Raw genomic sequence first — 16668 nt, forward strand, 5'->3', positions numbered from 1 at the left:
AAGCTCCCCTGATCGTGTAATATGGCGGGGAGAGTGGCGGAAAGCAGCCCCGGTGTCAACGCGGGCAGGTGCCGCATGCCACAGGCCGTGCAGTGCGTGCGACAGGCCGAAAAGTGTGCGGAAAAACACCGCTTAAGTCCTTGAAGCTGTGCGGGATATGTGCGGGCTTTGTGCAAAACCTGCGCGGAAACTGTGCGCGTTTTACCCCGTGTCAGCCGAGGAAGGTATTCTTGAGCCCGTCGAGAATATATTGCGCTGCGAGTGCGGCGAGAATGACACCGAGAAGCCGGGTCAGGACCGCGTTCACCGTGGGGCCGAGAAGGTCCATCACCTTGCCTGCGGTATAGAAGACGACAAGTGTGATGAGCATGACAAGCGCGAGCGCCACGAGCACCGCGCCCTGCGCCTCGATGTTATGCTCGTAGGATGTCATGGTCAGCATGATGGTGGCGATGGCACCCGGGCCCGCGAGCAGCGGCAGCGCGATCGGGAAGACAGAGATATCCTCGAAATAGTCATCGAGTTTTTCAGCCGATTCCTGTTTCCGTTCGGTCCGTTTCTCGAACACCATTTCAAGCGCGATGATGAAGAGCATGATACCGCCCGCGACCCGCAGACCATCCATCGAGATGCCAAGCGCATTGAGGAACGGCTTGCCGACAAGCGCGAAGAAAATGAGGATAAGGGTGCCAATGACCGTGCCCTTGATGGCCATCTTGTGCTGCACGGCCTTGGGCATGTTTTGCGTGAGCCCGGCAAAGACCGGCGCGATGCCAATGGGGTCGACAATCACAAAGAGGCCGATGAATGCGGCGATGAAAGCTTCATACATAAGGCTTGGTCCCCATTTTACCCGGCGCGGCATGGCGTTCACCCCATGCCGTACCGGCCAATTTTATCCCCTGAGGGTAAGAGCTTAGCCTTAAAGGCTTTCGGGGTCGATACCGTTTTGGCGGCAGGCTGCGGTGACGGTATTCTTGAGGAGGCACGCGATGGTCATGGGCCCGACACCCCCCGGGACCGGGGTGATGGCGGACGCGCGATCGGCAGCCGCCGCAAACTCAACGTCGCCCACAAGGCGGGACTTGCCTTCACCGAGCTCGGGCGCGTCGATGCGGTTGATGCCCACATCAATGACCGTGGCGCCTTCCTTGATCCAGTCACCCTTGACCATCTCAGGCCGGCCAACGGCTGCCACAACGATGTCTGCGGCGCGCACTTCGTCTGCGAGGTTCGCGGTACGGCTGTGGGCGATGGTGACGGTGCAGTTGGCATCGAGAAGCAGCTGCGCCATCGGCTTGCCGACAATGTTCGAGCGGCCAACCACGATGGCTTTTTTGCCAGAGAGGTCACCAAGGCGGTCCTTGAGCATCATCAGGCAACCAAGCGGGGTGCAGGGCACCATGCCCTTGCCGCCGGTGGCGAGAAGGCCTGAGTTGACCACATGGAAACCGTCCACGTCCTTCTCCGGCACGATGGTCTCGATGACAGCCGCTTCATCGATGTGTTTCGGCAGCGGCAGCTGCACAAGAATGCCGTGGATGGCAGGGTCTGCGTTCAGCTCCCGCACCTTGGCGACCAGCGCTTCCTGTGTGGTGTCGGCGGGCAGTTCGTGATGCACGCTCAGCATGCCAACTTCCGCGGTCTGCTTCACTTTGTTGCGCACATAAACCTGGCTGGCCGGGTCTTCGCCCACGATCACAACCGCGAGGCCGGGGGTAAGGCCGTGGCTGGCCTTAAGCTTGGTGACATCGGCTGCCACACCTTCGCGCACTTTTGCCGCAAAAGCCTTGCCGTCAATAATCTTGTCCTGAGGGATGCTGGTCATGGATGGGCGTCTCCTTGAAGCACCGAGACGCTCACAACCGGCGAAGGCTCAACCCAAAAGCCCAAGCGCACGCAGCTTTTCGTCCAGCGCTGACATCAATTCTTCCGGCTCACCCTCAATCAGGATGGTCTTATTCCGGGATTGCTCCCCCGCTATAAGGCGAATGGAAGTCTTGGGCAACCTGAGTTTTTTGGCCAGCAGCTTTGCAAGGGACGCATTAGCCTTGCCCTTTTCCGGTATGGCGGTGACGCTGGCCTTCAGGCGCACGCCGTCTGCCGCCGCTGCAGGGCCATCAAGGCTGTCCTTGCTGGCATTCGGCGTGAGACGGACAAGGAGCCGCACCCCTTCAGGCACGGCCACAAGATAGGCCGGCAGTGTGTCAGTAGACATGCACGCCAAACATGGGCGCAATATCGTGCTTGAGGAGAATGCGCAGCGCGTAAATCACAAACCAGAGGATGATGGGGGATATATCCACCCCGCCCATATTGGGCAGGAACCGGCGGATGGGCCTGAGCGCAGGCTCCGTCACCGCATAGAGGAAATTCATCACCGAACGCACAAACGGTTGGTAGGTGTTCACCACACCAAAGGATACAAGCCAGCTCATCACCACACTGATGATGAGGATAAGCGCATAAAAGCCGAGCAGGCTGTCAAGAAGCGTAAAAAGCGCATTCATTGCGGTGGTTCCCTATCTATCCTCTGCATGCCGCTTTTGTTTTGCGGCAATTGTCACGTTCCTTGCAAGAGATGTAGGGAGAATTGCGACAAAAAGCAATTGAAGGGCAAATAATTCCCCAGATTCCGAGTCGTTTTCGACAATATCGGAATTAACGTGGGGAAAATAATGCCTATGCGGCAATATTTGCCGGTCAGTTGCTGGATGTTGTGGGTCTTTTGGACAAGGCAGAATGCTGGTAGACTGAAGAAATGGCGTTTTTTGGCACATCATCGGGCGGACTTTTTGGCTTAGGCGGCCAGCAGACCAGCTCGTACCAGATCGTGGGGGTGGACTATTCACTCATCTCCGCGTCTTTTGATGCCAAGCTGACGCAGCGCTCTATCGCTTCCCTGTCGGCACAAGACCGCGCGGCCTATAACTTCGGCTCCACCACCGACGGTGTGACGCCGCCGTGGCAGCAGGTTGAGGAAACCAAAACCCTCAACCAGCAGATCCGCGAAGTCCGCGAACTTACCAAATTCATCGACCTCAAGGCTGCTGACCTCAAATCCGTTTCAGATAACGCGGACAAACAGGCGACCTTCGCGCTTTTCAAAGCGCTGTCGAACCTGCGCATTCTTGCTGAATATGCATCGAGCGATTCGACGTCTTCGTCGTCGCTGTCGCGCCTCAATGACCAGTTCCAGAGCGGCCTGTCGGAAGTGCGGGACTATCTGTCGACCGCGGACCTCGAAAAGCTTGAACTGTTCCTCGGTGACAAACAGTATAAGACCGAGACATCGACACGCCTTGGCAAGAACGGCACGTCCTATGACGCGAGCCTCGTGACGGACGACCCCAACGCCGCCCTGAACGGCATCACCGGCAATGAAGTGTTCACCGTCTCGATCACCAAGTCGGGCGCGACGGACGATATCACCATCGACCTCAGTGAAATGTCGGGCACGCTCTCGCTCAACAACATCAAGGATTTTGTGAACAGCAAGATCGAGGCTGTAACGGCCCTTGATGATGAAGGTGAAGAATATATCAAGAACCAGACCCGGTTTGACGTGCGCCGTGACGGCAGCACCGGCCGCTACTCGCTGCAGATTGACGGTACGATCACGGAAGAAGTGAAACTGTCTGCGGCAACGAGCGCCCCCACCCTTTATGTGGCGAGCGCGGTGAAACAGCTTGATGACGATTATGCCATCACCAGCCGCATCAGCGAGTTCAATGGCCTTGATGGCACCATCACCTTGGACGACACCACGTCCTTCGCCGCGATCGACTATGAAGCAACCGCGATCAAAGGCCTTGTGAAAGAAGAGGAAGACGACGACGTCGACCCCAAGATCAAGGAGATGCGCGACAAGATGCTGGCCGATGCGCTGGCGAGTGTCACCAAGGACGATGAAGACACTGATGAGGCCGAGGACACCGACAACGCGTCGTCGCTGACCAATATCGATAGCGCCAACAAGGTGAACGCCGACACAAGCGCCAAACGTGTTGCGGTCGACAGTGAAGGCGGCATCTATGTTGTGGGCACCTCATCGGGCAGCTTTGGCCACCAGCTCAACACCGCGTCGGGCGAAGATGTGTTCCTGACCAAGTTTGACAGCGAAGGCAATGTGGTCTTCTCGCGCCTTCTGGGTACGTCCGGCACCTCGAATGTTTCGGGCATTACGGTAGACGCGGACGACAACGTTATTCTTGTTGGCCAGACCGACAGCGCGCTCTCATCCGGCGATGTGGTGAACAGCACCGACCTTTTTGTGCAAAAGATCAGCAAACGCGGCGATGAAGTATTCCGCTACCAGCTGGATACCTTCGGTGAAACCGGTGCGTCCGGCGTGGCAGTCAACTCGGCCGGTGAAATCTTTGTTGGCGGCTATACCAAATCCGGCATCAGCGCCACCTCCGGCTTTTCGGGTGGTCAGGATGCACTGATCCTCAAGCTGTCGGCTTCCGGACAGCTGACGGACAGCACCGTTTTCGGCACCAGCGACAATGAAGCCATCAAAGGCCTTGCGGTTGACGCAAGCGGCAACCTTGTTGTCGCCAGCGAGGAGAACGGCAGCGCCGTTGTGCGCCGCATTGACGGCAGCGACCTCTCGAACCAGACCGCGAGCGTCAATTTCGGCAGCTTGGGTAGCGGCGGTGCCATCCAGGGCATCACCATCGATAACGACAATGGCAAGGTCTATATCGCCGGCACCACCACAAACGGCAGCCTCAATGCAGGCGGCAGCGCCAGCACCGTGGGCACCACCGCGGGCGGCTATGACGGTTTTGTCAGCGGGCTGACACTGTCGGGCAGCAGCCTGAGTGCCGATTTCACCAGCTATCTCGCCACCAGCGACACCGACCGCATTGCCGATGTGACCGTCTCTGACGGTAAGGTGTATGTGGCGGGCTCCACGGGCGGCACCTTCTCGGGCGAACAGTCGCGCGGCTCGACCGACGGCTTTGTGGCGCGCATCGACGGCAGCGCCGGCACCGTGGAAGATATCGAACAGTTCGGTGAAGGCCTTGCAGGCACCAATGTGGGTGGCGTTGCCTTCACCAGCAAAGGTGATTCCGTACTTTCCAAACTGGGCTTGCCGCAAGGCTCCGTCCAGATTGATGAAACACGCGATATCCAGACGCAAACCAGCGCCAAGGTAGATGATTTCTTCTATATCTCGGTCGGTGGTGGCGTCAAAAAGCGCATTGAGCTGGACGAAGGCGACACCTTCAAGGACCTGGCGCGCAAGCTGCGCATCGCTGGTTTTGGCAAGCTGGACGTGGAAGTGTCCTCCACCGCGGAAGGCGAGAAGCTGAAAATCAGCGCGCTTGATGACGGTGTACCGATTGAGTTTTTCTCCGGCAAGGAAGGCCGCGACCTGCTGCAGCGCATCGGTCTTGAACCGGGCCGTATCCTGCCGAAGAATGAAGTCTTCGACATTAAAACCGACGCCGACAAGGACATCCCGCCTGAGGAAGACGTGGGCGGCGTGTTTGCGCTCGGTATCGACGGCGCGATCCACCTCAACGACAAACAGACCGCCAAATATGTGCTTGGCCTTCTTGATAGCGCGATCTCGACGGTGCAGCGTGCCTACCGCTCGCTGACCTATAACCCGCTGATTGAAGAACTGAAGAACGCCAACGCCAACAAAGGCTCTGCGTCGCCCTATCAGGCGGCACAGCTCGCTAACCTGCAAACCGGGCTTGCCCGGCTGCAAAGCGGTGCGTCGTCCTCAAGCCTCAGCATTTTCGCCTAAACACGCCAGAAACATCCTTAAGCGATGAAGCCAACCGGTTGTGCGCTGCTAAGCGGTGCGCGTCGACCGCTGTTTTTGGGGCGTGAAAAGAAAAAACCGCACAAGGTTGCGCGGCTCACAGGAATCTCTTGGAGATAAGGACCTCTCGGCGGGGGTTCGCGGGAACAGGTGCACGATTGGGGGTCGAGTAAATAAATTACCCATTCCCGCACCCCTGCTCGAGAGGTACTTGAATATATACAAGCGCCGTGCCAAAAAATCGGTCAAAAAAAATCTGTTTAATTTCAAATACTTAATCGTATGTCTCGCGAGACATAAACTTTTGGCATATAAAATGACGCATTTAGAGACATATTATTACTGCAATATGCAACATTTATTGCATTTAGCAACAAATCTGCTTGTGTGCGCTTTGTCATGCCAAAGACATTTCCCGCGCCCATGCCTTGCATATTAAGCCCGCATTCAGCATGGTCTGTCATGATACAGCCAATCGACGACCGGTTTCGCACTTTATATATAATATAGGCTCATGAAAATGGCATCCAGACTATCCCTCTCCGCCCTTGCACTGGCTCTTATGGTTCCAGCAAGCTTGCCCGCCTCCGCAAGCGAGGAGGAGGAACAAGCTGCGGAGACCGTCGGCAAGCCGCAGCTGGATATGCAGCCGTTCAACTTCTCGGTCATCAAACGTGGTGTTGTGGAAGGTCAGGCAACACTGCAGCTTGTGCTGGTCACGGAAAATACTGTCGACTTCGAATTTGTGCGCTCGCGCCTGCCTCAGGTGCGCTCGGACTTCAATACGGCACTTTCAGTGCTCGCGCAGCAGCACTTCAACGTCAATCGGCCCATCGATCCGGACATCGTAAAGGCCTATTTGACTCCGTATCTGGAGCACCGTTTGGGCAAAGGAAAGGCGGAAGTGTTTGTCAAACAAGCACTCATCCATCCTAACTAACCTCGTCAAAACCGCTTTATGAGGCGGTTTTCGGCCCAAAACTGTGGCAACGATGCCACACCTTAATGCCTCCGTATTAGAATCTTTTTCGCCTCCTTGACGGCTATTGCTTTCGACCTATCCAATTACTGTTGGGAAGGAAAAGCATTTTGCTTTTAACATTACGGAGGGGAAACATGCGCCAGAACCGCCTGTTTAACTCAACCGCGCTTGCAGCCGGTTGTTTAAGTTTGTTTGCAGTCAGCCCAGCCTTTGCCCAGGACGAAGCCGATTCCCGTATGGAAATCGAGGAAGTCGTGGTCACGGGTACTTATCTCAAAGGTAAGAACCAGTTCAACAGCCCGTCGCCGATCGCTGTGATCGGTGCACAGAACCTGAGCCAGATCGGCGCCAGCAACGTGGCAGATCTTGTTCAGACGCTCACCATCAACAACGGTGCGCAGAACAACCCGGACGCCTTCACCCAGAACGGCACGTCCGGTACCTCGAACTTCAACCTGCGCGGCCTCGGTGTGGCCTCAACGCTCGTGCTTCTCAATGGCCGCCGTCAGGTGGTTGCGGGTACCACGACGAACGACGGTATCGCCTTTGTTGATACGTCCTCGCTGGTGCCGCAAATCGCTGTTCAGCGGATTGAGATCGTGAAAGACGGCGCTGCCGCCATTTACGGTACGGACGCAGTGGCAGGCGTGGTGAACTTCATCACCGACGACCAGTTTGAAGGCATCCAGGTCAGCGCCAAGTATCAGGCCGTGACCGACGAAGGCAGCCAGAGCGACCAGCTTTATGAAGCCAAGTTCGGTTTCGGCGGCGAGAACACGCACATCATGGGCGCGTTCAGCTACTATGACCGTTCTCCGCTTACCACCGCTGAGCGTCGTTTCTCGACCGCAGCAAATGACAGCTCGGTTCTCGGTAATCCGGGTTCCTACTATGTGCCGTCCATTATCGCAGCCGTTGGCCAGACCGTGCCAGTGATCGACCCATATGGTTGTGAAGAGTTCGGCGGTATTCCGAACGTTGCGGTACCGCTTGGTGGCGGCCTCAACATCGGTACCTGCGGCTTCGACTTCGGCAGCTACTACAGCCTCGTGCCGGAAGAAGAGCGCAAACAGGCTTATGCCGTGCTCACGCAGGACCTTGGTGATGGTCACCAGCTCCGTATCGAAGGCGGCTGGGCCGACACCAACGCCATCCGCGGCAACTCGCCAACCTTCCCGTATCTTCAGATCGGGTCTGCTGGCGTTCCGGCTTACCACCCGGAAAACCCGTTTGGCCAAGGCGTAAGCTTCCTCGGCCGTGCCATTGGTAACGGCGGCGAAGTGTCGAACAACCGCTTCAATTCCGAGACCTACCGCGTCAACATCGAGCTGACCGGTGACCTGAGCGACACCTGGAGCTACGACTTCGCAATGACACACGCGAAAAACAGCTACCAGATCGCAACCCGTGACGTGATCACGCAGAACTTCCAGGCAGCGCTCGCAGGCTTCGGCGGCGCGAACTGTCAGGCAGGTCTTGGTGTTCCGGGTGCAAACGGCTGTGAATTCTTCAACCCGTTTGCCACCAGCTACACCACAGCGCCAAACAGCCAGTCGGTCCTCGATTATGTGATCGGCGAGCAGATCATTGACGGTACGTCCAAAACCACCGTTTATGACGCAGTCTTCTCGGGCACCATCGGCTCGCTGCCAGCTGGCGATATCGGCCTTGCTCTTGGCCTGCAGATCCGGGACGAGTTCTGGGGTCGCGACTATGACGATATCTCGAATGCTGACGGCTTCGCGTTTGTGATCGGTAACGCCGACTTCGGCGAAAACCGTTCCGCTGTTGGCATCTTCGCCGAATCGCTCATTCCGATTACCGACAAACTCGACCTCTCGCTCGCACTGCGTCACGAGATGTATGGCGGTGACATCGGTTCGACGACTGACCCGAAAATCTCGCTGCTGTTCCGCCCGAATGATGGCCTTGCACTGCGTGGTAGCTACTCCACCAGCTTCCGTGCACCGTCGGTGCTTCAGGTATCCGGTGGCGGCACGTCGCTGAACCAGGTAACGGACCCGCTTGGCGGCACCGCATTCGCAGCTGTACGCTCAGTGGCTCCAACTGGCGGTCGTAACATCCGTCCGGAACAAGGCAAAGCTTGGAACTTCGGTGCGACCTGGTCGCCGGTTGATGGTCTCGACATCGACTTCGACTACTGGAACTACAAGTTCTCCGACGTGATCATTCAGGAAAACTATCAGGCTGTGGTGAATGCCAACCCGACGGACCCGGACCGCGTTATCCGTTCCGGCGGCACGTCTGGCAGCATCATCATGGTGATTGTGGACTTCCTGAACGCGTCGAGCGTGGAAACACAAGGCTTCGATACGTCGATCAAATATAACATCGACACCGACATGGGCACCTTCATGCCGTTCTTCGAAGCAACCCACGTACTGAAGTATGACCTTGATGACCCGCAAGCGGGCAATGTTGATGGTGCGGGTAACCGTAACTTCGCCAACTTCGGCAGCCCAACGCCGAAATGGCGTATCAACACCGGTGTTGCGTGGGGTAACGAGCATCACGATGCCCGCTTCTATGTTCGCCACATCAGCGGCATGGACGACGACCAGAACCCAGGGAGCCGCGTAGCTTCCATGACCACGGTTGACGCACAATACACCCTGCAAATGAGCGCCTTCAGCGACAGCATGGATGGCACAAGCCTGCAGTTCGGTGTGATCAACGCGTTCGACAAGGCACCGCCATATGTGTCGACGAACGGTGGTTATGAAAGCCGTACCCACGATCCGCGCGGCCGTATGGTCTACGCAAAACTGGTTGCAACTTTCTAAGCCAGCCAGATGGTCAGAGATTGAAGAAGGGGCGGTTTTTCCGCCCCTTTTTTCATCGGGCTAACACCTGAAGCCAGATACTCGCGCAAACCACCGTAGAGCGCGACGCAATTTGCCCGTATTACACGCGCCCATGGGTACCGATTATCTTAACCCGCTCATGCCACTGAGAAAAAAGCCCGCGCGCAAAACTTTTTTTGAACGGCCCTTCAATCCACCCTCACCCGATAGGTCAAGAATGCTGAAATAATTTGACGCTACGGAATCTTGACCTTGGGGACAGTATTGATGCGAAAGCCCGGTTTTCCGGTGTGCCCCAAGGGTGACACCGGGCGTTCAATTAGCCAAATATGATACACCTGCTGCTTGACGCGCACGTAAATCGGGAGGCACTATTGCGCCAAACCGGTGGTCACGGGTGCCAGCCCGATCCGGTTCCAAGGTCCAAGGGAGGGATGTATGCAATTCAGCAATGGACGGCGTGCGCGCATGCGCTCCGCTCAACTTATGCTTTCAACGGCGGCTGCCGCGGTGATGGCAACCGGTGCGGCACTCGCACAAGAAAGCGAAAGCTCTAGTCAGGGCTATCAACTCGAAGAAATTCTGGTAACCGCACAAAAGCGGGAAGCCACGCTTCTGGAAACGCCGGTCGCGGTCTCGGCCATCGGCGGCAGCACCATGGAGCTTGCTCAGGCACGTGACCTCACGAGCCTGCAAACGCTTGTGCCAAGCCTGCAGATCGTTCAGCGTGCTTCGGCATCGAACACCAGCTTCTCGGTTCGCGGTATCGGGTCCTCGACCTTCAACTTCGGCCTCGAGCCGGCAGTTGGCGTGTTCGTGGACGGCGTTTACCGTTCGCGTAACGGTGCCTCGGTCAATGACTTCCTCGGTATCGAACGTATTGAGGTTCTGCGTGGCCCGCAGTCGACCCTGTTCGGTAAAAACACCTCCGCTGGTGTGATCAACTATGTCACCAAAGCCCCGCACTACGACTTTGAAGTTGAAGGCGAGCTGACATACGGCAACTATGACGCCAAAGTTGGTAAGGCTGCGGTCAACGTACCGCTGATTGAAGACCAACTGGCCATGCGCCTTGATGTGAACGTCAACAAGCGCGACGGCACCATTGATAACCTCGACGGTCGCCAGCTCAACGAGCGTGACCGCTACGGCCTTCGCGGCCAGATTCTGTGGGAGCCGTCGGACCGTACCAGCGTCCGTATCATCGGTGACTATAGCGACCTGAATGAAGAATGCTGCGCAGCACCTTTCTATGTGATCACTGATCAGTCGCAACTGGCCCTTTCCGTACTGGGTTCCGACATTGTTGGAGCACCAGCCGTGAAAGACCGCCAGACGGCAATCGACGGTGAAGTCGTTGTTGGCAACCTTGAGAGCTACGGCGTTTCCGGTCAGGTCGACATCGACTTCGAGACCTTCACCCTGACCTCGATCACCGCATTCCGTGGCTACCGCGAACTGCAAGACATCGACGCTGACTTCTCTGACCTTCAGCTGAACAAGCGCCGTGTCCTTGATCAGGACTATGACACCTTCACGCAGGAAATCCGCGTCACTTCGACCACCGATGGTCCGGTTGAGTGGATGGCTGGCGTTTACTACTACAATCAGGACCTGACCGCTGATAACCAGACGATCCAGGGCCCGGGCCTGCGTCCGTTCGCGGACGTATTGACGGGCGGCGCCATCAGCCAGCTTGAAGCTGGTCTTGGTGTGCCTGCAGGGACCTTCCTTGCTGACGGCAGCGGCCAGCAGCGCGGTCTCTTCAATCAGGACAACGAAAGCTACAGCGCGTTTGTCCAGCTTGATTGGCACGTAACCGACCGCTTCACCCTCACGGGTGGTATCCGTTATACCCACGAGAAGAAGTCCATGGTTTCGGACATCGTGATCAACGACCCGTTCGCGGCGCTTGATTTCGTACAAATCTTCGTGGGCCAGGCAGTACAGCAAGCAGCAGCACAAGCAGCTTCACAAGGTGTACCGCCAGAAGTGATCCAGAACGTGGTGATCCCGCAAGCAACGGCGCAAGCCAGTGCTGTGGCCACCAACCCGGATTATAACCCGCTTCTCGGGCTCACCGGTCTCCAGTTCTTCCCGCCTGCGGCGAACGTGAATGACAGCTTCTCCGACAACAACCTGTCGGGCAACATCATCGCGAACATGGAGCTCGATGATAACCTGACCGTTTACGCAAGCTATTCCCGCGGCTTCAAGGCCGGTGGTTTTGCGCTTGATAGTGCGGCAGCACGGGTTGGCGACTTCCGCTTTGATGAAGAAGTTTCCACCAGCTGGGAACTCGGCCTCAAGGCACGCCTGATGGACAACCGCATGAGCCTCGACTTCGCGCTCTTCGACCAGAAGGTGGACGGCTTCCAGGAAAACATCTTCACAGGTTCGAGCTTCGTGCCGGGCAACGTGGATGCAAAAGCACAGGGCCTCGAGTTTGACGGCAAGTTCCAGGCAACGCCTGAGCTGTTGCTCACCGGTGGTTTCACCTGGCTCTGGGAAGCAGAATACGACAACTTCCCGAACGGTCCTTGCCCTGCGCATGACACCTCGGGCTGTACGTTCGTAGCGCCTGAAGGTGGCGGCATCCTGCGTCCGCTGCAGAACCTGACCGGCTCACGCCTGTCGGAAACGCCGAAGTTCTCCGGTAACGCAACGGCAACCTACCGCCGCGCCATCAATGACAACCTTGAAGGCTTCCTGCGTACCGAGCTGTTCTACAACAGCTACACCAACCTCTCCGTCAGCCAGGACGAGCGTCAGTTCCAGGACGCTTACATGCTGGTGGGCGCAAGTGTTGGCGTGGGTGACATCGACGGTGCATGGTCGCTGCAACTGTGGGCACGGAACCTGTTTAACGAGGCCTATATCCTCGACACGTTCGATTCGACCATTCCGGGCGGCAGCCTCAACGCCTATGTGGGTGACCCGCGCACCTACGGCCTGACCCTGCGCTTTCGGTACTAGAATTGCTCATGCAAGTGAGTTGGGAAAGGCGGCTTCGGCCGCCTTTTTTCTTGCCCGCTGGTCAGGAACTGCCTTAACTGAGGCATGTGGCTAAACGAATGTCCCCCTTTCACGATGAAACCGGGCGTTTTAGTCTGTCAGATGGGCTTTTAGTAGGACAGGGTTATGACTTGGCGCATTGCTGCCGTCGTTTTGATTGCAGGCATGTTCACCTCCGCTGCCGCACGTGCCGATGATTGGCGCGACGGGTTAGATCTTGCGGACGCCGACCTGAGCCTTTTCCGAATGATTGTGGTCAATGAGGGCATTGAAGTGGGCGCCATGGAATATGGCTGGACCCGCATCGGCAGTCGTTACCTTGTCGAATACCGCACGCACATGGCCCCCAACATCCTTGAAACCGCAAGCGCGCTCATTGATGCTCGCAGCTACCTGCCGCACAATGTGGCGGTCAAATACACGCGCGGTGATAATCTGATGAATGTGGACCTGCGCTGGGCGGACGGCATGCGCCAGGGGCAGATCATGCGCCGCAGCCTTGATGAGGGTGAGAAGGTGGATGAGATCCGCCGCACGGACGATAGCGACGCACCGCTAAGGATGTCCGTATTCGGCCTTGTGGCTGCCCTGCCGCTCAAGGACCGCTTTTCCACCAAGCTCAACTGGTATAATGCCACCGAAGACCGCACAGAGAGCATCCACGTGCGCACAAATGGTCGCGCCCGGGTGAAAGTGCCCGCAGGCATCTATGACACCTACCGAGTAGAGGTGCGCGGCGCGACACCTGAGAATGTCATGTATGTCAGCATGAAAAAGCCGCGCCAGATCATTCGCATTGATATGGTTGGGCGGGATACCTACTTCCTGCGTGTGGAAGGCTGAGGCCTAGTCCGAGTAGCCGAAGGCGCGCAAGGCAAGCAGCACCACCGACAGCGTAACCGCAGAGCCCCCGGTTGAAATCAGCACCGTTGTTGCCGCCCGGCGTGAGCCGATGCCATGCTGCATGGCAAAGGTATAGGCAATCATGCCCGACGGCAGCGCCGCCATCAGCGTTGCCACACCCACCCACATGTCGGGCAGCGCAAGCCAGAAGTGCGCAACGGCGAACACCACCACGGGCAGCAGCAAAAGCTTGAGCACCATGGCGACAGCAGCCTGCTTCAGGTCGCCCGAAATCTGCACACGTGAAAGCGCGAGCCCCGCCGCAAACAGCCCAACCGGCGACGCTGACGCTGCCGGCAAACCCACAAGACGTTCGAGCCACTCCGGAAACGGCAGGCTGAGCGCGGACCATGTAAGCCCGGTGACGAGCGCGAGGATGATGGGGTTATGCCGGATGCTCATGAAAGTGCGCACCAGAATGTGCGAACCAGCCTCGCCGCGCCCCTTTGCGTGTTCCATCACGATGGTGGTCGTTGGCAGGAGCGTGAGCGAATGGAAACTGAGGAGCACAAGGAACATGCGCACCCCCTCGGCGCCGTATGCGCCCTCGATGATCGGAATGCCGACAAAACCGCCGTTCGCAAAGCAGGCGGAAAGCGCAAAGATACCCTGCTCACCGAGTGTCAGGCGAAACACAAAGCGCGCCACCAGCATGGCAAGACCATAAAGTACGGCGAGGGAGCCATAATAGGCGCCCACAAGCACAAGCTCGCTCGCGTGCGGCAACTCACGTGGGGCGAGGGAGCCAAACAGAAGGGCTGGAATGGCAATATACCAGACGAAGGCAATGAGGATGGCACTGGAGCCTTCGGGGAAGAGCCGGGTACGGCCAAGGCCATACCCGAGTATGATCAGCAGGAAAACCGGGGCAATGATGGTGAGGATATCAGCCACAAAGCCCCGCTTTCCTTATCGGCCTATGGAAGGCCGCCTTATTCATAGGCCGGTGGTACCGGCACAGCGCCGCGGCGCTTCAGGAGCTGCAGGCGAAGGGCATTGAGCTTGATGAAGCCCTGTGCATCGCGCTGGTCGTAAACCTCGTCCTTCTCGAAGGTCACATGTGCCATGGAATAGAGGCTCTTGTCGCTCTTGCGGCCAACAACGTGGGCAGCGCCCTTATAGAGCATCAGGCGCACGGTGCCTTCCACATGCTCCTGGCTCTTGTCGATCAGCGCCTGAAGCATCTCACGCTCCGGCGAGAACCAGAAGCCGTTATAGATGAGCTCAGCGTATTTCGGCATGATCTCGTCCTTGAGGTGCGCGGCACCCCGGTCAAGCGTGATCTGTTCAATACCGCGGTGCGCCATCAGGAGGATGGTGCCGCCCGGTGTCTCGTAAATGCCGCGGGACTTTATGCCGACAAAACGGTTCTCAAGCAGGTCAAGGCGGCCAATACCGTGGCGCTTGCCCATGTCATTCAGTTTGGTCAGCAGTTCAGCCGGGCTCAGTTTCTCACCGTTGATGGCCACCGCGTCGCCACGTTTGAACTCAACCTCCACATACTCGGGCTCGTTCGGTGCGGTGATGAGGCTGTCGGTGCGGCTGTAGACATATTCTTCAGCTTCCACCCACGGGTCCTCAAGGGCCTTGCCTTCGCTGGATGTGTGCAGCAGGTTCGCATCCACGCTGAAGGGTGCTTCGCCGCGTTTGTCTTTGGGAACCGGAATCTGGTGCTTCTCAGCGAAATCGATCAGGTCCGTACGGCTATGCAGGTCCCACTCACGCCAGGGGGCGATCACCTTGATGTCAGGGTTCAGCGCATAATAGCCGAGCTCGAACCGTACCTGGTCGTTGCCCTTGCCGGTTGCGCCGTGGCACACGGCGTCCGCACCCACTTCGCGCGCGATCTCGATCTGGCGCTTGGCAATCAGCGGCCGCGCGATCGAGGTGCCCAGAAGGTAAAGGCCTTCATAAACCGTGTTGGCGCGGAACATGGGGAACACATAGTTCGCGACAAAGTCTTCGCGCAGGTCTTCGATGAAGATCTGTTTGATGCCGAGCATTTCCGCTTTTCGTCGTGCCGGCTCAAGCTCCTCACCTTGCCCAAGGTCTGCGGTGAAGGTCACGACTTCACAGCCGTAGGTCACTTGCAGCCACTTGAGGATGATCGAGGTATCAAGCCCGCCCGAATAGGCAAGCACAACTTTTTTGACTTGGTCCGACATTGAATAACTCCGGTAATGCATTTTGCGGGGGCGAGTATAAGTTCGCGACCGCGCCGGTCAATCGCCTTCACGACTTATTTTCTAGGACTTTAACGCAGAAAAACTTGTTTTTGGGAATGGAGAATTTGGCGTCACGCAAAAAAATTGGAAAAAGCGCTTGCCCCTGACGTAACGTCAGGCCTTACGCCCTTTGTCACGGACAAGGAGACGAGTGTGAAAAAGCCCGCACATACAATGATGATCGGTGAACTGGCGAAGCGTTCGGGCGTGACCGAGCGCGCGCTCAGGCATTATGAGACGGTGGGGCTTATGGCACCCGCCCGCACCGAGTCAGGACAGCGAGTGTACGGGGAAAAGGACATCCTGCGTCTGCAGGAAATCCAGCTTCTCAAACGTGCGGGCTTCACCCTCTCGGCCATCCGCAGCATGACAAAAGGCAAGGGGCCGGACGCGCGTGCGCTTCTCAGCACCCAGCTCACGGTCATGCAGGCGGAAGCAGCGCGGCTTGGTCGCGCCATCGAGGCCACCTCCCTCGCCCTCAAGGCGGTGGACGCGGGTGCGCCGGTCGACTTGTCCTCCCTCTGTCAGCTCATCAAACAAGGAGAAGACCATATGAGCGAGGAAAAGTGGCAAAAGGTGTGGGACAAATTCTATACCGACGACGAGCAAGCCGCATGGCGGGACGCCAAGGACGCGATCAGTGGTGACCAGATGCAGGACTATAACGCGCGCTGGATGGCGGTGATCGCCCGCGCCGAAAAGCTGAAGGGCGGTGACCCGGCGAGCGATGCGGCGCAGGAAGTGGCCCGGGAGTGGAACGCGCTTGTGGGCGTGCTCACGTCCATCAACCCGGACCTATCCAAAAGCGCGGGCAAGCTATACAACAACATGGATGCCTGGCCGAAGGATGGCCCGGCCCTTCCGTTCAGCCCCGACCTGTGGCCCTTCATGCAGCAGGCCTGCGCGATTGCAAAAGAACGTGAGCAAAAGGCCTAG

12 protein-coding genes are annotated in these 16668 nt (G+C 57.6%); 6 read left to right on the forward strand and 6 right to left on the reverse strand.

Annotated elements, in window-relative coordinates:
• Positions 1 to 211: 211 nt before the first annotated feature.
• Genes B150_RS0103065 through B150_RS0103080 form a run of 4 tightly spaced genes read right to left on the reverse strand, consistent with a single transcriptional unit; the run spans position 212 to position 2510 of the window.
• Positions 212 to 865: a MarC family protein gene (locus tag B150_RS0103065; RefSeq protein ID WP_202899747.1), complete on the reverse strand. Its 654-nt coding sequence runs from the start codon at positions 863 to 865 to the stop codon at positions 212 to 214.
• A gap of 57 nt (positions 866 to 922) precedes the next feature.
• The gene (folD, locus tag B150_RS0103070; RefSeq protein WP_020398415.1) at positions 923 to 1828 is read right to left on the reverse strand and encodes a bifunctional methylenetetrahydrofolate dehydrogenase/methenyltetrahydrofolate cyclohydrolase FolD; all 906 of its coding nucleotides are present in this window, start codon (positions 1826 to 1828) and stop codon (positions 923 to 925) included.
• Between the two features lie 48 nt (positions 1829 to 1876).
• The gene (locus B150_RS0103075; protein ID WP_020398416.1) at positions 1877 to 2218 is read right to left on the reverse strand and encodes a DUF167 domain-containing protein; all 342 of its coding nucleotides are present in this window, start codon (positions 2216 to 2218) and stop codon (positions 1877 to 1879) included.
• Positions 2208 to 2510: a YggT family protein gene (locus B150_RS0103080; RefSeq protein ID WP_020398417.1), complete on the reverse strand. Its 303-nt coding sequence runs from the start codon at positions 2508 to 2510 to the stop codon at positions 2208 to 2210. The genes B150_RS0103075 and B150_RS0103080 overlap by 11 nt, the downstream gene beginning before the upstream one ends.
• Before the next feature lie 251 nt (positions 2511 to 2761).
• Here B150_RS0103080 and B150_RS0103085 point away from each other — a divergent pair, with 251 nt between their 5' ends.
• The 5 genes from B150_RS0103085 to B150_RS0103105 all read left to right on the forward strand — a co-directional run bounded on the left by B150_RS0103085 (position 2762) and on the right by B150_RS0103105 (position 13447).
• Positions 2762 to 5764: an SBBP repeat-containing protein gene (locus tag B150_RS0103085; RefSeq protein WP_020398418.1), complete on the forward strand. Its 3003-nt coding sequence runs from the start codon at positions 2762 to 2764 to the stop codon at positions 5762 to 5764.
• Between the two features lie 538 nt (positions 5765 to 6302).
• Entirely contained in the window at positions 6303 to 6722 is a 420-nt protein-coding gene (locus B150_RS0103090; RefSeq protein ID WP_155859915.1) for a hypothetical protein, read from the forward strand.
• 176 nt (positions 6723 to 6898) lie between these two features.
• Entirely contained in the window at positions 6899 to 9568 is a 2670-nt protein-coding gene (locus B150_RS0103095) for a TonB-dependent receptor plug domain-containing protein (RefSeq protein ID WP_020398420.1), read from the forward strand.
• A 459-nt stretch (positions 9569 to 10027) separates the two neighbouring features.
• Positions 10028 to 12565: a TonB-dependent receptor gene (locus B150_RS0103100; protein ID WP_020398421.1), complete on the forward strand. Its 2538-nt coding sequence runs from the start codon at positions 10028 to 10030 to the stop codon at positions 12563 to 12565.
• A 165-nt stretch (positions 12566 to 12730) separates the two neighbouring features.
• Positions 12731 to 13447 carry a DUF3108 domain-containing protein gene (locus B150_RS0103105; RefSeq protein WP_020398422.1) on the forward strand — a complete coding sequence of 239 codons (717 nt, stop codon included), beginning with the start codon at positions 12731 to 12733 and terminating at the stop codon, positions 13445 to 13447.
• Positions 13448 to 13450: 3 nt separating this feature from the next.
• On the opposite strand, the gene B150_RS0103110 is transcribed toward B150_RS0103105, so the two are convergent.
• The gene (locus tag B150_RS0103110; RefSeq protein WP_020398423.1) at positions 13451 to 14401 is read right to left on the reverse strand and encodes an AEC family transporter; all 951 of its coding nucleotides are present in this window, start codon (positions 14399 to 14401) and stop codon (positions 13451 to 13453) included.
• A gap of 38 nt (positions 14402 to 14439) precedes the next feature.
• A complete protein-coding gene (locus tag B150_RS0103115) occupies positions 14440 to 15672 on the reverse strand; it encodes an argininosuccinate synthase (protein WP_020398424.1) in 1233 nt (410 codons plus the stop codon).
• Positions 15673 to 15885: 213 nt separating this feature from the next.
• Between B150_RS0103115 and B150_RS0103120 the strand changes: the two genes are divergently transcribed.
• Positions 15886 to 16668, forward strand: a complete 783-nt coding sequence (locus B150_RS0103120; RefSeq protein WP_155859916.1) for a MerR family transcriptional regulator — start codon at positions 15886 to 15888, stop codon at positions 16666 to 16668.

It is taken from the genome of Kordiimonas gwangyangensis DSM 19435 = JCM 12864 (assembly GCF_000375545.1).
Taxonomy (GTDB): Bacteria; Pseudomonadota; Alphaproteobacteria; order Sphingomonadales; family Kordiimonadaceae; genus Kordiimonas; species Kordiimonas gwangyangensis.